This is a genomic window from Streptomyces drozdowiczii (assembly GCF_026167665.1).
GTDB classification, from domain to species: domain Bacteria; phylum Actinomycetota; class Actinomycetes; order Streptomycetales; family Streptomycetaceae; genus Streptomyces; species Streptomyces drozdowiczii_A.
Window position 1 is genome coordinate 2,816,541 of sequence record NZ_CP098740.1, and the last position, 18,483, is coordinate 2,835,023.

Annotated in this window: 29 protein-coding genes and 1 pseudogene; 1 reads left to right on the top strand and 29 read right to left on the bottom strand. The window is 67.4% G+C overall.

Annotated features, from left to right (window positions below; all coding sequences use genetic code 11):
* Positions 1 to 24 precede the first annotated feature (24 nt).
* Complete coding sequence (gene rplM, locus NEH16_RS12545) at positions 25 to 468, bottom strand: 50S ribosomal protein L13 (protein WP_073964425.1); 444 nt, start codon at positions 466 to 468, stop codon at positions 25 to 27.
* A 224-nt stretch (positions 469 to 692) separates the two neighbouring features.
* Positions 693 to 2,321, bottom strand: a complete 1,629-nt coding sequence (locus tag NEH16_RS12550) for an ABC-F family ATP-binding cassette domain-containing protein (RefSeq protein WP_265547166.1) — start codon at positions 2,319 to 2,321, stop codon at positions 693 to 695.
* A 58-nt stretch (positions 2,322 to 2,379) separates the two neighbouring features.
* Here NEH16_RS12550 and NEH16_RS12555 point away from each other — a divergent pair, with 58 nt between their 5' ends.
* A complete protein-coding gene (locus NEH16_RS12555; protein ID WP_265542084.1) occupies positions 2,380 to 3,237 on the top strand; it encodes a hypothetical protein in 858 nt (285 codons plus the stop codon).
* Here NEH16_RS12555 and truA read toward each other — a convergent pair.
* From truA to rplB, 27 genes and pseudogenes are all read right to left on the bottom strand, one after another.
* Positions 3,234 to 4,088, bottom strand: coding sequence for a tRNA pseudouridine(38-40) synthase TruA (truA, locus tag NEH16_RS12560; RefSeq protein WP_073964428.1), 855 nt, complete (start codon positions 4,086 to 4,088; stop codon positions 3,234 to 3,236). The genes NEH16_RS12555 and truA overlap by 4 nt on opposite strands.
* 88 nt (positions 4,089 to 4,176) lie before the next feature.
* The gene (rplQ, locus tag NEH16_RS12565) at positions 4,177 to 4,653 is read right to left on the bottom strand and encodes a 50S ribosomal protein L17 (protein WP_073964429.1); all 477 of its coding nucleotides are present in this window, start codon (positions 4,651 to 4,653) and stop codon (positions 4,177 to 4,179) included.
* A gap of 135 nt (positions 4,654 to 4,788) precedes the next feature.
* On the bottom strand, positions 4,789 to 5,811 hold the full coding sequence (locus NEH16_RS12570; RefSeq protein ID WP_003966937.1) for a DNA-directed RNA polymerase subunit alpha: 1,023 nt from the start codon (positions 5,809 to 5,811) through the stop codon (positions 4,789 to 4,791).
* Between the two features lie 137 nt (positions 5,812 to 5,948).
* Positions 5,949 to 6,365 (bottom strand): 30S ribosomal protein S11, encoded by a 417-nt coding sequence (gene rpsK, locus NEH16_RS12575; protein ID WP_265547168.1) that lies wholly within the window; start codon positions 6,363 to 6,365, stop codon positions 5,949 to 5,951.
* A 92-nt stretch (positions 6,366 to 6,457) separates the two neighbouring features.
* A complete protein-coding gene (gene rpsM, locus NEH16_RS12580) occupies positions 6,458 to 6,838 on the bottom strand; it encodes a 30S ribosomal protein S13 (protein WP_018101211.1) in 381 nt (126 codons plus the stop codon).
* Between the two features lie 191 nt (positions 6,839 to 7,029).
* Positions 7,030 to 7,143 (bottom strand): 50S ribosomal protein L36, encoded by a 114-nt coding sequence (gene rpmJ / locus NEH16_RS12585; protein WP_003956441.1) that lies wholly within the window; start codon positions 7,141 to 7,143, stop codon positions 7,030 to 7,032.
* A gap of 60 nt (positions 7,144 to 7,203) precedes the next feature.
* Entirely contained in the window at positions 7,204 to 7,425 is a 222-nt protein-coding gene (gene infA, locus NEH16_RS12590) for a translation initiation factor IF-1 (RefSeq protein WP_003956442.1), read from the bottom strand.
* Between the two features lie 164 nt (positions 7,426 to 7,589).
* Positions 7,590 to 8,425, bottom strand: a pseudogene (map, locus tag NEH16_RS12595) (type I methionyl aminopeptidase).
* Positions 8,426 to 8,554: 129 nt separating this feature from the next.
* A complete protein-coding gene (locus NEH16_RS12600) occupies positions 8,555 to 9,214 on the bottom strand; it encodes an adenylate kinase (RefSeq protein ID WP_073964431.1) in 660 nt (219 codons plus the stop codon).
* Complete coding sequence (secY, locus tag NEH16_RS12605) at positions 9,214 to 10,533, bottom strand: preprotein translocase subunit SecY (RefSeq protein WP_073964432.1); 1,320 nt, start codon at positions 10,531 to 10,533, stop codon at positions 9,214 to 9,216. The genes NEH16_RS12600 and secY overlap by 1 nt, the downstream gene beginning before the upstream one ends.
* Before the next feature lie 222 nt (positions 10,534 to 10,755).
* Positions 10,756 to 11,211: a 50S ribosomal protein L15 gene (rplO, locus tag NEH16_RS12610; RefSeq protein ID WP_018101215.1), complete on the bottom strand. Its 456-nt coding sequence runs from the start codon at positions 11,209 to 11,211 to the stop codon at positions 10,756 to 10,758.
* A 1-nt stretch (position 11,212) separates the two neighbouring features.
* Positions 11,213 to 11,395 (bottom strand): 50S ribosomal protein L30, encoded by a 183-nt coding sequence (rpmD, locus tag NEH16_RS12615; protein ID WP_003966943.1) that lies wholly within the window; start codon positions 11,393 to 11,395, stop codon positions 11,213 to 11,215.
* Positions 11,395 to 12,000, bottom strand: a complete 606-nt coding sequence (gene rpsE / locus NEH16_RS12620; protein ID WP_018101216.1) for a 30S ribosomal protein S5 — start codon at positions 11,998 to 12,000, stop codon at positions 11,395 to 11,397. The genes rpmD and rpsE overlap by 1 nt, the downstream gene beginning before the upstream one ends.
* Positions 12,001 to 12,046: 46 nt before the next feature.
* Positions 12,047 to 12,430, bottom strand: a complete 384-nt coding sequence (rplR, locus tag NEH16_RS12625) for a 50S ribosomal protein L18 (protein ID WP_018101217.1) — start codon at positions 12,428 to 12,430, stop codon at positions 12,047 to 12,049.
* A gap of 2 nt (positions 12,431 to 12,432) precedes the next feature.
* Positions 12,433 to 12,972, bottom strand: a complete 540-nt coding sequence (gene rplF, locus NEH16_RS12630) for a 50S ribosomal protein L6 (RefSeq protein ID WP_018101218.1) — start codon at positions 12,970 to 12,972, stop codon at positions 12,433 to 12,435.
* 21 nt (positions 12,973 to 12,993) lie between these two features.
* Positions 12,994 to 13,392, bottom strand: coding sequence for a 30S ribosomal protein S8 (gene rpsH, locus NEH16_RS12635; RefSeq protein WP_018101219.1), 399 nt, complete (start codon positions 13,390 to 13,392; stop codon positions 12,994 to 12,996).
* 224 nt (positions 13,393 to 13,616) lie between these two features.
* Positions 13,617 to 13,802, bottom strand: a complete 186-nt coding sequence (locus tag NEH16_RS12640; RefSeq protein ID WP_003948630.1) for a type Z 30S ribosomal protein S14 — start codon at positions 13,800 to 13,802, stop codon at positions 13,617 to 13,619.
* A gap of 2 nt (positions 13,803 to 13,804) precedes the next feature.
* Entirely contained in the window at positions 13,805 to 14,362 is a 558-nt protein-coding gene (gene rplE / locus NEH16_RS12645) for a 50S ribosomal protein L5 (protein ID WP_018101220.1), read from the bottom strand.
* Positions 14,362 to 14,685 (bottom strand): 50S ribosomal protein L24, encoded by a 324-nt coding sequence (gene rplX, locus NEH16_RS12650; protein WP_003966949.1) that lies wholly within the window; start codon positions 14,683 to 14,685, stop codon positions 14,362 to 14,364. The genes rplE and rplX overlap by 1 nt, the downstream gene beginning before the upstream one ends.
* 2 nt (positions 14,686 to 14,687) lie before the next feature.
* Entirely contained in the window at positions 14,688 to 15,056 is a 369-nt protein-coding gene (rplN, locus tag NEH16_RS12655; RefSeq protein WP_003966950.1) for a 50S ribosomal protein L14, read from the bottom strand.
* A 101-nt stretch (positions 15,057 to 15,157) separates the two neighbouring features.
* Positions 15,158 to 15,445, bottom strand: coding sequence for a 30S ribosomal protein S17 (gene rpsQ / locus NEH16_RS12660; protein ID WP_018101221.1), 288 nt, complete (start codon positions 15,443 to 15,445; stop codon positions 15,158 to 15,160).
* A complete protein-coding gene (rpmC, locus tag NEH16_RS12665; RefSeq protein WP_014047786.1) occupies positions 15,445 to 15,669 on the bottom strand; it encodes a 50S ribosomal protein L29 in 225 nt (74 codons plus the stop codon). The genes rpsQ and rpmC overlap by 1 nt, the downstream gene beginning before the upstream one ends.
* Complete coding sequence (gene rplP / locus NEH16_RS12670; RefSeq protein ID WP_018101222.1) at positions 15,669 to 16,088, bottom strand: 50S ribosomal protein L16; 420 nt, start codon at positions 16,086 to 16,088, stop codon at positions 15,669 to 15,671. Before rplP ends, rpmC begins: the two co-directional genes overlap by 1 nt.
* 5 nt (positions 16,089 to 16,093) lie before the next feature.
* Positions 16,094 to 16,930, bottom strand: a complete 837-nt coding sequence (gene rpsC / locus NEH16_RS12675; RefSeq protein WP_018101223.1) for a 30S ribosomal protein S3 — start codon at positions 16,928 to 16,930, stop codon at positions 16,094 to 16,096.
* A complete protein-coding gene (gene rplV / locus NEH16_RS12680) occupies positions 16,930 to 17,277 on the bottom strand; it encodes a 50S ribosomal protein L22 (RefSeq protein WP_004571827.1) in 348 nt (115 codons plus the stop codon). The genes rpsC and rplV overlap by 1 nt, the downstream gene beginning before the upstream one ends.
* 40 nt (positions 17,278 to 17,317) lie before the next feature.
* Positions 17,318 to 17,599: a 30S ribosomal protein S19 gene (gene rpsS, locus NEH16_RS12685; protein ID WP_073964433.1), complete on the bottom strand. Its 282-nt coding sequence runs from the start codon at positions 17,597 to 17,599 to the stop codon at positions 17,318 to 17,320.
* A gap of 12 nt (positions 17,600 to 17,611) precedes the next feature.
* A complete protein-coding gene (gene rplB, locus NEH16_RS12690) occupies positions 17,612 to 18,448 on the bottom strand; it encodes a 50S ribosomal protein L2 (protein WP_073964434.1) in 837 nt (278 codons plus the stop codon).
* Between the last annotated feature and the right edge of the window lie 35 nt (positions 18,449 to 18,483).

Consider the following 18,483-nt stretch of genomic DNA (forward strand, 5'->3'; position numbering starts at 1 on the left):
TGCGTCTTAGGGGGGAGGCCGGGACTACTGCGCGACCTGGGTGATCTCGTACGGAACCGGCTGCTGCGCAGCGTGCGGGTGCTGGTCACCCGCGTAGACCTTCAGCTTCGAGATCATCTGGCGGCCCAGGGAGTTCTTGGGGATCATGCCCTTGATGGCCTTCTCGACGGCCTTCTCGGGGTTGTTCGCGAGGAGGTCGTCGTAGCGCACGGAGCGCAGACCACCCGGGAACCCGGAGTGGCGGTACGCCATCTTCTGGGTCCTCTTGTTGCCGGACAGGTGAACCTTGTCGGCGTTGATGATGATGACGAAGTCGCCCATGTCCATGTGGGGGGCGTAAATCGCCTTGTGCTTGCCTCGCAGGAGGTTCGCAGCCGTGGTGGCGAGACGGCCCAGGACAATGTCCTGCGCGTCAATGATGTGCCACTGACGGGTCACATCGCCGGGCTTGGGGCTGTACGTACGCACTTCGTAGCCTTCGCTTCTTCAGTGGATGGGGTCCAGACACACGACACCTCTGAAGCGATCATGCAGCTGGGGCACACAATGCCGGGACGACGCCCGTATGCGAGCCACTGGTAACTGCTCCAGAGAACCTGCGCAAAGGCTCTGCGCGTCAAGAAGACGCAGCCCATACGCATAACAAACGTCGAGACTACCCGTCCGGCCCCGGACGGGTCAAAACGCGTCCCCTACCGCGCCCGCTCGACCCGCCGCTCGTCCCACACCGGCTCCGACGTCTCGCGGACGACCCCGTCCGAGCCGAAGACCAGGTACCGGTCGAAGCTCTTCGCGAACCAGCGGTCGTGCGTCACCGCGAGCACCGTGCCCTCGTACGCCTCCAGACCGTCCTGCAACGCCTCCGCCGACTCCAGGTCCAGGTTGTCCGTCGGCTCGTCCAGCAGCAGCGCGGTCGTGCCGGTCAGCTCCAGGAGCAGGATCTGGAACCGGGCCTGCTGCCCGCCGGACAGCTTCTCGAACGGCTGGTCCCCCTGCCGCTCCAGCTCGTAGCGGCGCAGTACGGACATCGCCCCGCCCCGGTCCTTGGCGTGCTCGGTCCACAGGATGTCGACCAGCGTGCGGCCCAGCAGCTCCGGGTGCGCGTGGGTCTGCGCGAAGTGCCCGGGGACCACCCGCGCACCGAGCTTCCACTCCCCCGTGTGCGCCACGGGCTCGCCCGCGAGCAGCCGCAGGAAGTGGGACTTGCCGGACCCGTTGGAGCCGAGGACCGCGACCCGTTCCCCGTAGAAGACCTCCAGGTCGAACGGTTTCATCAGGCCGGTCAGCTCCAGGCCCTCGCAGGTCACCGCGCGCACCCCGGTCCGGCCGCCGCGCAGCCGCATCCGGATGTCCTGCTCGCGCGGCGGCTCCGGCGGCGGGCCGGCCTCCTCGAACTTCCGGAACCTGGTCTGCATCGCGTGGTAGCGGCTCGCCATGTCGGGGCTGATCGCCGCCTGCTGGCGCAGCCGGTGCACGAGGGCCTTCAGCCGCTTGTGCTCCTCCTCCCAGCGCCGCAGCAGCTCCTCGAAGCGGGCGAACCGCTCCTTGCGGGCCTGGTGGTACGTGTCGAAGCCGCCGCCGTGCACCCAGACGTCGCTGCCGGCCGGGCCGGGCTCCACGCTGACGATCTTCTGTGCGGCGCGGGACAGCAGCTCCCGGTCGTGGGAGACGAAGAGCACCGTCTTGCGGGTCTCCCTCAGCCGCTCCTCCAGCCACCGCTTGCCGGGCACGTCCAGATAGTTGTCCGGCTCGTCCAGGAGCAGCACCTCGTCGGGGCCCCGCAGCAGGGCCTCCAGGACCAGCCGCTTCTGCTCACCGCCGGAGAGCGTGCGCACCTCGCGCCACTGCGCCTTCTCGTACGGGACGCCGAGCGCGGCCATGGTGCACATGTCCCACACCGTCTCGGCCTCGTAGCCGCGCGCCTCCGCCCAGTCGCTCAGCGCCTGCGCGTACGCCATCTGCGCGGCCTCGTCGTCCACGGTGAGGATGCGCTCCTCGGCCCGGTCGACGGCGAGCGCGGCCTCCCGGATACGGGGCTGCGCCACGGAGACCAGCAGGTCGCGGACGGTGCGCTCGTCGCGGACCGAGCCGACGAACTGGCGCATCACGCCGAGCCCGCCGCTCACCGACACCGAGCCGCCGTGCGGCTGCAGCTCCCCGGCGAGCAGCCGCAGCAGCGTGGTCTTGCCGGCCCCGTTCGCCCCGACGAGGGCGACGACGGCACCGTCGGCCACCCGGAACGAGGCATCGCCGAGCAGCACCCGCCCGTCCGGAAGGTAGTACTCAAGGTGGCCCGCTTCGAGATGTCCCATACAGAGCATTGTCACGGGCACCGGACGCTTGGCCCAACCGGATTACGCGGCGTCTAGGATGCGCGGCATGAGCTTTGGGGACGGGGGGCCTTCCAAGGGGCCCGAGGAGCCCGGCAGCGGCGGCACTCCCGACTGGGAGGCGCTGGCCGACGCCTCCGCGGCCCGCGCCCGGCGCAAGAAGTGGCTGCTGATCGGCGGCGGCGCCCTCACCGCGGCGGCCGTCGCCGCGGTCGTGGCGACGGCGGTGGTCTCCGCGAACGGCGGCGGCCCCTCCGCCGGCAAGCACGCGAGCGAGGCGCCCACGGCGGACGGCCTGCCCACCGGACTCCCCGCCCCCGAGCCGTCCTTCTCCTCGGTGGCACCCCCGCCCCCGCCGGACCCCCGGGACTACATCGCCGACGTCAAGAAGGACCGGCTGCCGGTCGACGTGGACGCCTTCTTCCCCGACGACAAGCTGACCGCCGGAGGCCGTACGTACGCCAGGGGCGCCACCCACCGCACCAAGCAGTGCGCGGCGACCACCCAGGGCGCGCTGGGCGCGGTCCTCACCGCCAACGGCTGCGACCAGGTCATCCGGGCCACGTACAGCCGCGACGGCGTGGCGGTCACCGTCGGCATCGCGGTCTTCGACACGGAGGCCCAGGCGAAACGCACCGCCCAGCTGGCGACCGGCGGCCTGGCCTCGCTGAGCGGCTCGGGCATCCCGGTCTTCTGCCGCGACGGCGTGATCTGCCGCCGTACGGCGAACTCGTACGGCCGGTACGCGTACTTCACGGTCGGCGGCTTCACGGACGGCCGCGACGCCACCAAGGCCGACAAGGACGTCTACACGACCGGCGACGACCTGACGGACTACACGTTCCGCCGCATCCGCCACCGCGGCGAGGTCCAGGCGTCGGCCGCCGCCGACATCACGACCACCTAGCAGCAGCCCGCCCCGGGGAGCGTCCGCACATTGCGCGCCTCCACCGCGCGCGCCGCCAGCAGCTCGTCCGCCGGATACGCGACCTCCTCCAGCGTCAGCCCGTGCGGGCGCACCACATGCACCCCGGGGTCGCGCACGGCGGCGGCCAGCACCTCGGCCGGCCACGGATCGGGGCGCCGCCCGTCGCCCACGAAGAGCATCGCCCCGACGAGGGCCCGCACCATGTTGTGGCAGAAGGCGTCCGCCTGCACGGTCCCGGTGATGATCCCGGTCTCCGCGTCGCGCACCCAGTGCAGCTTCTGGAGCGTCCGGATCGTCGTCGCGCCCTCGCGCTTCTTGCAGTACGCCGCGAAGTCGTGCTCCCCGGTCATCCGCGCCGCTGCGGCGTTCATCGCGGCCACGTCCAGCGGCCGGTCGTGCCAGAGCACATGGCCCCGGACGAGGGGGTCGACGCCGCCGGGGCGGTCGGCGACGCGGTACGCGTAACGGCGCCACAGCGCGGAGAACCGGGCGTTGAACCCCGGCGGTGCCTCCTTGATCCGCCAGACCCGCACATCGGGGGCCATCCGCCCGGCGAGCCGCCGCAGCAGCTTCTCGGCGTGCTCGGCCCACACCTCTTCCGGCAGGTCGACGTGGGCGACCTGGCCCCGGGCGTGCACCCCGGCGTCGGTGCGGCCGGCCACCGTCAGGTCGTACGTGCGTGAGGAGCGGGTCACGGTCCGCAGCGCATCCTCGATCTCGCCCTGGACCGTCCGCCGCGCGGTCTGCTTCGCCCAGCCCGAGAAGTCCTTGCCGTCGTAGGCCAGGTCCAGCCGTACCCGTACGAAGCCGGGCTCCACCTCGTCACTCACCAGCGCATCCTCTCAAGATCCCGCACAGCCGAACGGGCCCGCACCGCCCCGGAGGGTGATGCGGACCCGTTCAGTGGTTCCGGAACGCTCAGGCGTCCTTCGCGTCCTCGACGGACTCGACCGGGGTCTCGTCCTTCTTGGCCGCGTCTTCCTTGACCGCACGCTTGGTGGCGGCCTCGGCCTCACCGGTGGCCTGCTGCGCCACGGTCAGCGCCTCGACCAGCTCGATGACGGCCATCGGGGCGTTGTCGCCACGACGGTTGCCGATCTTGGTGATGCGGGTGTAACCACCGGGGCGGTTCTCGTACCGCGGGGCGATCTCGGTGAAGAGCGTGTGGACGACGCCCTTGTCCGTGATCGACTGCAGCACCAGGCGACGGTTGTGGATGTCGCCCTTCTTCGCCTTGGTGATGAAACGCTCCGCGACCGGACGCAGGCGGCGCGCCTTGGCCTCGGTCGTGGTGATGCGGCCGTGCTCGAACAGCGACTTCGCGAGGTTGTTGAGAAGAAGCTTCTCGTGCGCGGCGCTGCCGCCCAGACGGGCACCCTTGGCGGGCTTCGGCATGGGTTTTCTCCTTGTGTGCTGCACCGGCCGTATCAGGTACCGATGTCAGTTCCCACGCGGCGGCCGCCGCGCGGAAGTGTGAAATCAAGCCCGTCCGGCGATTGAGGACACGTCTTCAATCGCCGGAGTACAGGCTCAGTACTGCTCGGTCTCCACGAAACCGGCGTCCGCGTCGTCGTCGGCGCCGAAGGCGTCGGCGGCGGCGGTCGGGTCGAAGCCGGGAGGCGAGTCCTTCAGCGCCAGGCCCATACCGGCCAGCTTCGCCTTGACCTCGTCGATCGACTTCGCACCGAAGTTGCGGATGTCGAGCAGGTCCGCCTCGGAGCGGGCCACCAGCTCGCCCACCGAGTGGATGCCCTCGCGCTTGAGGCAGTTGTACGAGCGGACCGTGAGCTCCAGCTCCTCGATCGGCAGCGCCAGGTCCGCCGCGAGCGCGGCGTCCGTCGGCGACGGGCCCATGTCGATGCCCTCGGCGTCGATGTTGAGCTCGCGCGCCAGACCGAACAGCTCGACCAGGGTCTTACCGGCCGAAGCCATCGCGTCACGCGGACGCATGGCCTGCTTGGTCTCGACGTCGACGATCAGCTTGTCGAAGTCGGTGCGCTGCTCGACACGGGTCGCCTCGACCTTGTACGTGACCTTGAGCACCGGCGAGTAGATGGAGTCGACCGGGATACGGCCGATCTCCTGGCCCACCTGCTTGTTCTGGACGGCGGAGACGTAGCCGCGACCGCGCTCGACGGTCAGCTCCATCTCCAGCTTGCCCTTGCCGTTCAGCGTGGCGAGGACGAGGTCCGGGTTGTGCACCTCGACACCGGCCGGCGGAGCGATGTCCGCGGCGGTGACCAGGCCGGGGCCCTGCTTGCGCAGGTACATCACGACGGGCTCGTCGTGCTCCGAGGAGACGACCAGCTGCTTGATGTTGAGGATGAGGTCGGTCACGTCCTCCTTGACGCCCGGCACGGTGGTGAACTCGTGCAGGACACCGTCGATGCGGATGCTGGTGACAGCGGCACCCGGGATCGAGGAGAGGAGCGTGCGGCGCAGGGAGTTGCCGAGCGTGTAGCCGAAGCCCGGCTCCAGCGGCTCGATGACGAACCGCGAGCGGAATTCGTCGACGACCTCTTCGGTCAGCGACGGACGCTGAGCGATAAGCATGCTGTGATCCTTCAGTCGGGGGCACCCACTATTTGATGCCCGACAGATGTAACAAGGGTACGGGCGGTACGCCTCCGAAGAGGAGTACCGCCCGGACCCGGCGCTACTGGCGCACGGCCGTCACCGGCCGTGACAACTCAGACGCGGCGCCGCTTCGGCGGACGGCAGCCGTTGTGCGGCGTCGGGGTGACGTCCTGGATCGAACCGACCTCCAGGCCGGTGGCCTGGAGCGAACGGATCGCGGTCTCGCGGCCGGAGCCCGGACCCTTCACGAAGACGTCGACCTTGCGCATGCCGTGCTCCTGCGCGCGGCGGGCGGCCGACTCGGCGGCCATCTGCGCGGCGAAGGGGGTGGACTTGCGCGAGCCCTTGAAGCCGACGTGGCCGGCGGAGGCCCAGGAGATCACGTTGCCCGTGGGGTCCGTGATCGAGACGATCGTGTTGTTGAACGTGCTCTTGATGTGCGCGTGGCCGTGAGCGACGTTCTTCTTTTCCTTGCGACGCACCTTCTTGGCTGCGCCCTGACGTCCCTTGGGGGCATGTCTTGACTCCAGATGGAGAGGGGAGGTGATCGGTCCTACAGCGAAGACCGCTGGTTGCTGCGGAGGCCGGATATGCCGGTCGCCCGCAGTGCGTCCGCTGAGGACTACTTCTTGCCGGGCTTCTTCTTGCCGGCGATCGCGCGACGCGGACCCTTGCGGGTACGGGCGTTGGTGCTGGTGCGCTGGCCGTGGACGGGCAGACCGCGACGGTGACGGAGACCCTGGTAGCAGCCGATCTCGACCTTGCGGCGGATGTCGGCCTGGATCTCGCGGCGGAGGTCACCCTCGGTGCGGAGGTTGGCGTCCACGTACTCGCGGATCTTGACCAGGTCCTCTTCGGCCAGGTCACGAACGCGGGTGTTCGGGTTCACGCCGGAGGCGGCGAGGATCTCCTTGGACCGGGTGCGCCCGATACCGAAGACGTAGGTGAGGGCAACCTCCACGCGCTTTTCGCGCGGGATGTCAACACCTGAAACGCGTGCCATTCAATGGCTCCAGTTGTTAAGTCGGGGGTCTTCCGCAGAACCACTCCCGACCGCCGACCCCTCGCTGGGAGAGGTGGTACGTCCGGGTCCCCGGCCCCCGCCGGAGGTGCCGTCAGCCGTGGCTTGGACGGGCTCTGCGTATGTACGTGTTACGTGCGTCGCGCGAACTGCGAGATGCAGGGGGTCGTGCGTCAGCCCTGGCGCTGCTTGTGGCGCAGGTTGTCGCAGATGACCATGACCCGGCCGTGACGGCGGATCACCTTGCACTTGTCGCAGATCTTCTTGACGCTCGGCTTGACCTTCATGGGATGTCAGGTTCTCCGGGTCAGTGCCCACGTCCGCACGGAAGCGGACGGCGGCAAGATCTACTTGTAGCGGTAGACGATCCGGCCACGCGTCAGGTCGTACGGAGAGAGCTCCACGACGACCCGGTCATCCGGGAGGATGCGGATGTAGTGCATACGCATCTTGCCGCTGATGTGCGCGAGGACCTTGTGACCGTTCTGGAGCTCCACCTTGAACATGGCGTTCGGGAGGGACTCGATCACGGTGCCCTCAATTTCGATGGCACCTTGCTTCTTGGCCACGCTTCGCCCTTCGAATCGGCTACCTTGATCGACTTTCGTTCTTCGTATGCGGGCACACGGATGCACGAGAGCCGACGAGTCAGTCTACGTCAGCGGACTCCCAAAGGCGAATCCGTCAAGTTTGCCCACCGCGGGAGATCCTTAGACCTCCTGCGCGGCCCCAATCAGCCGAGGGGGTCCGGAGCGGCCTCGATGCCGTACTGCGCCAGCTTCTCGCGGCCGCAGTCCGGGGCGGTGAGGACCAGCGGGCCCTGCTCCGTGAGGGCGATGGAGTGCTCCCAGTGCGAGGACCAGGTGCCGTCCGTGGTGATCACGGTCCACTCGTCCTCCAGCACCTCCGTGTGCGGGGTGCCCAGCGAGACCATCGGCTCGATGGCCAGGCAGAGGCCCGGGACCAGCTTGACGCCCTTGCCGCGCTTGCGGGAGACGTAGTTCAGCAGGTGCGGGTCCATGTGCATCTCGGTGCCGATGCCGTGCCCGCCGTAGTCCTCGATGATCCCGTACTTGCCGGTGGCGGGGCGGGGCTGGCGGCGGATGTAGGACTCGATCGCCTTGGAGATGTCGACGAGGCGGTTGTTGACCTTCATCGCCGCGATGCCGGCCCACATCGACTCCTCGGTCACCCGGGAGAGCTCGATCAGCTCCGGCGCGTGCCCCGTACCGACGAAGGCGGTGTACGCGGCGTCGCCGTGCCAGCCGTCCACGATCGCGCCGGCGTCGATGGAGATGATGTCGCCGTCCTTGAGGACCGTCTTGTCGTCCGGGATGCCGTGGACGACGACCTCGTTCACCGAGGTGCAGATGGTCGCGGGGAACCCGCCGTACCCGAGGAAGTTCGACTTCGCGCCGTGGTCGGCGATCACCTTGCGGGCGACCTGGTCCAGGTCGCGGGTGGTGGCGCCGGGCACCGCCGCCTCACGGGTGGCCGCGTGGATGGCAGCGACCACCAGCCCCGCCTCGCGCATCTTCGCGATCTGCTCGGGGTCTTGATCTGCACCATGCTGCGGCGCCTTTCCGGTGGGACGGTGAACGGGGGGCGGGTCTTCCACGATACGCGGCGGCAAGCAGTCGGCCGCGGCGTCCGAGGACGCCGCGGCCGGCTTGTACTGCGCTACTGCGGGGTGGGCGCTCAGTCCTCCGCGGACTTCTTCAGCGCCTCCATGGCCCGGTCGGTCACATCGGTGACCTTGCCGAGCGCGGAGATGGTGACCACCAGGTCCTGAGCCCGGTAGTAGTCGATGATCGGCTCGGTCTGCGTGTGGTAGACCTCCAGCCGGGTACGCACCGTCTCCTCGCTGTCGTCGTCGCGCTGGTACAGCTCGCCGCCGCAGGTGTCGCAGACGCCCTCGGTCTTCGGCGGGTTGTACGTGGCGTGGAAGACGTGCGCGCTGTCGTTGCGGCAGATGCGGCGACCCGCGATCCGCTTCACGACCTCGTCCTCGGGGACCTCCAGGTCGAGCACGGCGTCCAGCTTCACGCCCTCGTCCTTGAGCATCACGTCCAGAGCCTCGGCCTGGCCCACGTTGCGCGGGAAGCCGTCGAGCAGGAAGCCGTTGACCGCGTCCGGCTGGGACATGCGGTCCTTGGCCATCCCGATCGTCACCTCGTCCGGCACCAGCTGCCCCGCGTCCATGTAGGCGCGGGCCCGCTTGCCAAGGTCGGTGCCCTGGCTGATGTTGGCGCGGAAGAGGTCGCCCGTGGAGATGTGCGGAATCGACAGGTTCTTGGCAAGGTACGCGGCCTGCGTTCCCTTGCCGGCACCCGGCGGGCCGACGAGGACGATTCGCATCAGCGGAGGAACCCTTCGTAATTGCGCTGCTGGAGCTGACTCTCGATCTGCTTCACGGTCTCCAGACCCACACCCACGATGATGAGGATGCTCGTCCCGCCGAACGGGAAGTTCTGGTTAGCGCCACCGAAGCTTGCCAACGCCATCGTCGGCACCAGAGCGATCAGACCCAGGTACAGCGAGCCCGGCCAAGTGATCCTGTTGAGCACGTAGCTCAGGTACTCGGCAGTAGGTCGACCAGCCCGGATACCCGGGATGAAGCCACCATACTTCTTCATGTTGTCGGCGACTTCCTCGGGGTTGAACGAGATCGCCACGTAGAAGAAGGCGAAGAACACGATCAGGAGGAAGTAGACCGTCATGTAGTACGGGTGGTCGCCCTTGGTCAGGTTGTCCTGGATCCAGATGGCCCAGCCGGCCTTGGAGTTGGAGAACTGGACGATCAGGGCCGGGATGTAGAGCAGCGAAGAAGCGAAGATGACGGGGATCACACCCGCCTGGTTCACCTTCAGCGGGATGTAGGTGGAGGTGCCACCGTACGAACGGCGTCCGATCATGCGCTTCGCGTACTGCACCGGGATGCGGCGCTGGGCCTGCTCGACGAAGACGACGAGGGCCACCATGACGAAGCCGACCAGGATGACGGTGAAGAACTCGATCCAGCCGTCCGCCAGCTTGCCGCTGGTCTTGATGGCCCACATGGCCGACGGGAAGGTCGCCGCGATCGAGATGAACATCAGGATCGACATGCCGTTGCCGATGCCGCGGTCGGTGATGAGCTCACCGAGCCACATCACGGCGGCGGTGCCGGCGGTCATCGTGATGACCATCGTGATGGTCGTGAACAGCGACTGGTTCGGGACGATCTGGTCGGCGACCGGGCAGCCGCTGAACAGGGCGCCGCTGCGGGCGGTGGCGACCAGGCCGGTGCCCTGGAGGATGGCGAGCGCGACCGTCAGATAACGCGTGTACTGCGTGATCTTCGCCTGGCCGGACGACCCCTCCTTCTTGAGCGCCTCGAGTCGGGGGATGACCACGGTCAGCAGCTGGAGAATGATGCTGGCCGTGATGTACGGCATGATGCCGAGCGCGAAGATCGTGATCTGCAGCAGCGCACCACCGCTGAACATGTTCACCAGGCCGAAGAGGCTGTTGTTGCCCTTGCTGGCCTGATCAACACAGGTCTGGACGTTCTCGTAGCTCACGCCCGGTACCGGGATGTGGGCCCCGAGCCGGTAGAGCACGATGATGCCGAGAGTGAAGAGCAGCTTCTTGCGCAGGTCGGGCGTCTTGAACGCCCGGGCGAAGCCGGTGAGCACGGTGCCTCCTGCGACCCCCGCGCAGAGCGTAGAGGTGACGGTCTTGAGGATCGACGGATACGAAAAGCCAAGGAGCCCGGGCGCGTGCGCCCAGGGGATACCACAGCAACGGACGCCACCTTACCGGCGTACATGCCCCCCTAGGAACGACCAACCGGGGATGCCCCATTTGAGAGGGCATCCCCGGTCGGATGTTCAGGCCACCTGAGTGTCCGAGTTGTCTCAGACGAGCTCGGTGACGGTACCGCCGGCGGCGGTGATCTTCTCCTTGGCGGAGCCGGAGACGGCGTCAACCGAAACCTGCAGCGCCACGGAGATCTCGCCCTGTCCGAGGACCTTGACGAGGTGGTTGTTGCGCACGGCACCCTTGGCGACCAGGTCGGCCACCGTGACCTCTCCACCCTCGGGGTAGAGCGTCGCGAGCTTGTCCAGGTTCACGACCTGGTACTCCGTGCGGAACGGGTTCTTGAAGCCCTTGAGCTTCGGCAGACGCATGTGGAGGGGCATCTGCCCACCCTCGAAGCGCTGCGGAACCTGGTAACGGGCCTTGGTGCCCTTGGTACCACGACCAGCGGTCTTACCCTTGGACGCCTCACCACGACCCACACGGGTCTTGGCGGTCTTGGCACCCGGGGCAGGCCGGAGGTCATGCGCCTTCAGCGGCTTGTTCTCCGCCATGTCAGTCGACCTCCTCAACCGTCACGAGGTGGCGGACGGTGTGCACCATGCCGCGGAACTCGGGGCGGTCCTCCTTGACAACCGAGTCGTTCAGGCGCTTGAGCCCGAGCGAACGCAGGGTGTCGCGGTGGTTCTGCTTGCTGCCGATGTACGACTTCGTCTGCGTGATCTTGAGGCGAGCCATTACGCACCCGCTCCCGCACGCGCACGAAGCAGGGCCGCGGGGGCGACGTCCTCGAGGGGCAGACCGCGGCGGGCCGCGATCTCCTCGGGACGCTGCAGGCCCTGGAGGGCCGCCACGGTCGCGTGCACGATGTTGATCGGGTTCGAGGACCCGAGCGACTTCGACAGGATGTCGTGGACGCCGGCGCACTCGAGAACGGCGCGCACCGGGCCACCGGCGATCACACCGGTACCGGGGGAAGCCGGCTTGAGCAGGACGACGCCCGCAGCCTTCTCACCCTGGATCGGGTGAGGGATGGTGCCCTGGATACGCGGGACCTTGAAGAAGTTCTTCTTGGCCTCTTCCACGCCCTTGGCGATGGCCGCGGGAACTTCCTTGGCCTTGCCGTAACCGACACCGACGGTGCCGTCACCATCGCCCACCACGACCAGCGCGGTGAAGCTGAAGCGACGACCACCCTTCACAACCTTGGCGACTCGGTTGATCGCGACGACGCGCTCGACGTACGCGGTCTTCTCGGCGGCGGCAGCGCCGCCGTCACGGCCCTTCCGGTCCCGCCGCTCGCCGCCACCGGCACCGCTTCCGCGGCGCTGGGGTCCAGCCATTGGATTTACCTCTCTCTGTTACGTCCGCTGTGCGTAGGAACCGGGGCTAGAACTTCAGCCCGGCTTCACGGGCGGCGTCAGCCAGAGCGGCAATCCGCCCGGCGTACTGGTTACCACCGCGGTCAAACACGACGGCCTCGACGCCTGCGGCCTTGGCACGCTCGGCGACCAGGGCGCCGACCTGCTTGGCCTGGCTGCTCTTGTCGCCCTCGCCACCACGGATGGAGACGTCCAGGGTCGACGCCGACGCGAGCGTGTGGCCCGCGATGTCGTCGATGATCTGGGCGACCATGTGGCGGTTGGAGCGGGTCACGACCAGGCGCGGACGCTCCGGCGAACCGGAGATGTGCTTGCGGACGCGGATGTGGCGCCGCTTGCGAGCCGCGCGCTTGTACGCGTCGCCCTTGGCGATCTTCACGCCGTATGCCATGGCTACTTACCAGCCTTTCCGACCTTGCGGCGGATGACCTCGCCGGCGTACTTGACGCCCTTGGCCTTGTACGGGTCAGGCTTCCGCAGCTTGCGGATCTTGGCCGCGGTCTCGCCGACCTTCTGCTTGTCGATGCCCTCGACGGTGAACTTCGTGGGGGTCTCCACCTTGAAGGTGATGCCCTCCGGGGCCTCGATCAGGATCGGGTGGCTGTAGCCCAGGGCGAACTCCAGGTTGGAGCCCTTCGCCTGGACGCGGTAACCGACACCGCTGATCTCGAGCGCCTTGATGTACCCCTGGGTCACACCGGTGATCATGTTCGCCACCAGCGTGCGGGACAGGCCGTGCAGGGCCTTGTTCTGACGCTCGTCGTTCGGGCGGACGACGTTCAGGACGCCGTCCTCACCCTTGGTGACCTCGATCGGCGACGCGACGGTGTGCGTGAGGGTGCCCTTGGGGCCCTTCACGTTGACCGTGCGGCCATCGATGGTGACGTCCACACCGGCGGGAACCTGGATGGGGAGCTTGCCGATTCGCGACATGAGCTATTCCTCCGTTCCCGACTACCAGACGTAGGCGAGGACTTCCCCACCTACGCCCTTCTTCTGAGCCTGCTGGCCGGTCAGGAGACCGTGGGACGTGGAGATGATCGCCACGCCCAGGCCGCCGAGGACCTTCGGCAGGTTGGTGGACTTTGCGTAGACACGCAGACCCGGCTTCGAAATCCGCTTGATGCCGGCGATCGAGCGCTCGCGGTTCGGGCCGAACTTCAGCTGGAGGACGAGGTTCTTGCCGACCTCGGCGTCCTCGACCTTCCAGCCGGTGATGAAGCCCTCCTGCTGGAGGATCTCCGCGATGTGCGACTTGATCTTGCTGTGCGGCATCACGACGTCGTCGTGATACGCCGAGTTCGCGTTGCGCAGACGCGTGAGCATGTCTGCGATGGGATCAGTCATGGTCATGAGTTGGCCTTCGGCCTCTCTCGCCGGGGTTTCCTGTATGCGCCATCCCTCTCCCCGCTCAGAGGCGGGACGGGTGCGGTGCGGGGACCTACGGCGTAGTAAGTCGGTCATGGGCGGCAGGCGCCCAACCCTGCAAGCCTACGGCATGCGGGGCCGGGCTCCTGCCGACCAGATGCTTACCGAGAGTCTCCGGTGATTCCCAACGCCCAAAGGGCGAAGGAGAATTACCAGGAGCTCTTGGTCACGCCCGGCAGCTCGCCACGGTGAGCCATCTCACGAAGGCACACGCGGCAGAGGCCGAACTTGCGGTAGACGGAGTGGGGCCGGCCGCAGCGCTGGCACCGGGTGTAACCCCGGACGCCGAACTTCGGCTTACGGGCGGCCTTAGCGATCAGAGCCTTCTTCGCCACGGTCAGTTCTCCTTGAACGGGAAGCCGAGGTGACGAAGGAGGGCACGACCCTCGTCGTCATTGGTCGCCGTGGTGACCACGGTGATGTCCATGCCCCGGACCCGGTCGATCTTGTCCTGGTCGATCTCGTGGAACATGACCTGCTCCGTGAGACCGAAGGTGTAGTTGCCACGGCCGTCGAACTGCTTGGGCGACAGGCCGCGGAAGTCACGGATACGCGGCAGCGCGAGCGACAGCGTACGGTCCAGGAACTCCCACATGCGGTCACCGCGGAGGGTGACGTGGCAGCCGATCGGCTGACCCTCGCGCAGCTTGAACTGCGCGATCGACTTGCGGGCCTTGGTGACGGCCGGCTTCTGACCGGTGATCGTGGTGAGGTCCTTGACGGCACCGTCGATCAGCTTGGAGTCGCGGGCGGCGTCGCCCACACCCATGTTGACCACGATCTTGACCAGACCGGGGATCTGCATGACGTTCTCGTAGGAGAACTCCTCACGCAGCTTGCCGGCGATTTCCTCGCGGTAGCGCGTCTTGAGACGCGGCGCGGTGGTGGTAGTCATCAGATGTCCTCACCGGTGCGCTTGGCAACACGGATCTTGTTGCCCTCGTCGTCAAAGCGGTAGCCGACGCGAGTAACGACCTTGTTGCCGTCCTTCTCAACAACCAGCTGCACGTTGCTGACGTGGATCGGGGCCTCGGTCGTCACAATGCCACCGGTCTGCGAACCGCGAGCGGTCTGGCCGGCCTTGGTGTGCTTCTTGACCCGGTTGACACCCTCGACGAGGACGCGGTCCTGAGCGGGGTAGGCCACGATGACCTTGCCCTGCTTGCCCTTGTCCTTACCGGTGATGACCTGTACCAGGTCGCCCTTCTTGATCTTCATGCTTACAGCACCTCCGGCGCGAGCGAGATGATCTTCATGAACTTCTTCTCGCGCAGCTCACGGCCCACCGGGCCGAAGATACGGGTGCCGCGGGGGTCGCCGTCGTTCTTCAGAATGACGGCGGCGTTCTCGTCGAAGCGGATGTACGAGCCATCCTGGCGACGACGCTCCTTGACGGTGCGAACGATGACCGCCTTGACGACGTCACCCTTCTTCACGTTGCCACCGGGGATCGCGTCCTTGACGGTGGCGACGATGACGTCACCGATGCCCGCGTAGCGGCGACCCGAGCCACCGAGAACACGGATGGTGAGAATTTCCTTCGCACCCGTGTTGTCGGCGACGCGCAGTCGCGACTCCTGCTGGATCACGTCTATCTCCTGATCGTCTGCCGGTTCCCGGCAGGGGCCCCGCTAACGGGAGCCCCTGCCGAGCCTGGCGGAACTGACCTGAGGGGAAGTCCCCTCAGGAATTACTTGGCCTTCTCGAGGATCTCGACGATGCGCCACCGCTTCGTGGCGGACAGCGGCCGGGTCTCCATCAGGAGGACGCGGTCGCCGACGCCGGCGGCGTTCTGCTCGTCGTGGGCCTTGAGCTTGTTCGTACGGCGGATGACCTTGCCGTACAGCGCGTGCTTCACGCGGTCCTCGACGGCGACGACGACGGTCTTGTCCATCTTGTCGCTGACGACGAGGCCCTCGCGGGTCTTGCGGAAGCCGCGCTCGGCGGTCTTGCTCTCAGTCACAGTCTTCTCGCTCATCAGACGCTCTCCACCGTCTCGATACCGAGCTCGCGCTCGCGCATCAGGGTGTAGATCCGGGCGATGTCCTTACGGACGGACTTGAGCCGACCGTGGTTCTCGAGCTGACCCGTCGCCGCCTGGAAGCGGAGGTTGAACAGCTCTTCCTTGGCCTCGCGGAGCTTGTTGAGGAGCTCCTCGTTGCCCAGCTCGCGCAGCTCGGACGCCTTGGTACCGGCCGACATCACGCTTCACCTGCCTCGCGCTTGACGATCCGGCACTTCATCGGCAGCTTGTGGGCCGCACGAGTCAGCGCCTCACGGGCGATCTTCTCGTTGGGGTACGACAGCTCGAACATGACGCGTCCGGGCTTGACGTTGGCGATCCACCACTCCGGGGAACCCTTACCGGAACCCATGCGGGTCTCGGCAGGCTTCTTGGTGAGGGGACGGTCCGGGTAGATGTTGATCCAGACCTTGCCGCCACGCTTGATGTGACGCGTCATGGCGATACGAGCGGACTCGATCTGACGGTTCGTCACGTACGCCGGGGTCAGCGCCTGGATGCCGTACTCGCCGAACGCAACCTGCGTGCCACCCTTGGACATGCCGCTGCGCTTCGGGTGGTGCTGCTTGCGGTGCTTGACCCTACGGGGGATCAGCATTTCGGTCAGGCCTCCGTTCCGGTGCTCTCAGCAGCCGGAGCAGCGGCGGTCGCCTCGGCCTTGGGGGCCTCGGCGGCCGGAGCCGACTGCTGCGGCTTGCGGCCGCGGCCGCCACGCTCGCCACCGCGGCCACCGCGGCCGGCCGGGCGGTCAGCGCCGCCACGGGCCGGGCGGTTGCCCGCACGGGCAGCAGCGTTCTCGGCGCGGACCTCGGCGATGTTCTTGACGTCGCCCTTGTAGATCCAGACCTTCACGCCGATGCGGCCGAAGGTCGTCTTGGCCTCGAAGAAGCCGTAGTCGACGTTCGCGCGGAGCGTGTGCAGGGGCACACGGCCCTCGCGGTAGAACTCCGAGCGGGACATCTCGGCGCCGCCGAGGCGACCGCCGCACTGGACCTTGATGCCCTTGGCGCCGGCCTTCATCGTGCTCTGCATGCTCTTGCGCATGGCACGACGGAAGGAGACGCGGGAGGAAAGCTGCTCGGCGACGGCCTGGGCCACCAGCTGAGCGTCCACCTCGGGGTTCTTGACCTCGAGGATGTTCAGCTGGACCTGCTTGCCGGTCAGCTTCTCCAGCTCGCCGCGGATGCGGTCGGCCTCGGCGCCGCGGCGGCCGATGACGATGCCCGGGCGAGCGGTGTGGATGTCGACGCGGACGCGGTCGCGGGTGCGCTCGATCTCAACCTTCGAGATACCGGCGCGCTCCATGCCCTTCGTCATCATGCGACGAATGGCGACGTCTTCCTTGACGTAGTCCTTGTACAGCTTGTCGGCGTACCAGCGGGACTTGAAGTCCGTGGTGATGCCGAGCCGGAACCCGTGCGGGTTTACCTTCTGGCCCATTACCGGGTTCCTTCCTTGCTGCTGACGACCACGGTGATGTGGCTGGTCCGCTTACGGATCCGGTAGGCACGGCCCTGGGCACGCGGACGGAACCGCTTCAGGGTCGGGCCCTCATCCACGTACGCCTCGCTGATGACCAGCGAAGAGGCGTCGGTGTGGTCGTAGTTGTGTGCGGCGTTGGCAATGGCGCTGTCCAGCACCTTGCCGACCGGCACGCTCGCGGCCTGCGGGGCGAAACGCAGGACCGCCTGAGCCTCCGTGGCGTCCATGCCACGGATGAGGTCCACCACGCGGCGGGCCTTCATGGGCGTGACGCGGATGTACCGCGCCTGGGCCCTGGCTTCCATGGTTGTCCCTTCGGTGTAAGTCATAGTCAGTCACCCCGCGTTAGCGGCGCTTCGACTTCCGGTCGTCCTTGACGTGGCCGCGGAAGGTGCGAGTCGGCGAGAACTCGCCGAGCTTGTGGCCGACCATCGACTCGGTGACGAACACCGGGACGTGGATCTTGCCGTTGTGCACCGCGATGGTGTGACCCAGCATGGCCGGGACGATCATCGAGCGACGGGACCAGGTCTTGATGACGTTCTTGGTGCCTGCCTCGTTCTGTGCGTCCACCTTCTTGGCGAGGTGGCCGTCGACGAAGGGCCCCTTCTTGAGACTGCGCGGCATCTAAACCCGCTCCTAGCGCTTCTTGTTCGTCTTGCGGCGGCGGACGATGTACTTGTTCGACGCCTTCTTGGGCGAACGAGTACGACCTTCCTTCTTACCCCACGGCGAAACCGGGTGACGGCCACCGGAGGTCTTGCCCTCACCACCACCGTGCGGGTGGTCGACCGGGTTCATGACGACACCACGGACGGTCGGGCGGACGCCCTTCCACCGCATACGGCCGGCCTTGCCCCAGTTGATGTTCGACTGCTCGGCGTTGCCGACCTCGCCGATGGTGGCGCGGCAGCGGGCGTCGACCAGGCGGATCTCACCCGACGGCATACGAAGGTGGGCCATGGTGCCCTCCTTCGCCAGCAGCTGCACGGAGGCACCCGCGGAGCGGGCGAACTTCGCGCCGCCGCCGGGCCGCAGCTCGATGGCGTGGATGGTCGTACCGACCGGGATGTTGCGCAGCGCCAGGTTGTTGCCGGGCTTGATGTCGGCGGCCGGGCCGTTCTCGACACGGTCGCCCTGCGTCAGGCCACGCGGCGCGATGATGTAGCGCTTCTCGCCGTCCGCGTAGTGCAGGAGCGCGATGCGCGCGGTGCGGTTGGGGTCGTACTCGATGTGCGCGACCTTGGCCGGCACGCCGTCCTTGTCGTGACGACGGAAGTCGATCACGCGGTAGGCGCGCTTGTGGCCACCACCCTGGTGGCGAACGGTCACACGACCGGTGTTGTTACGGCCGCCCTTGTTGTGCAGGGGGCGGACCAGCGACTTCTCCGGCGTGGACCGCGTGATCTCGACAAAGTCGGCGACGCTGGAGCCACGACGGCCCGGGGTCGTCGGCTTGTACTTGCGGATACCCATTTCTCAGTCCTCGTCCGATTCCGGACGACTCGGCC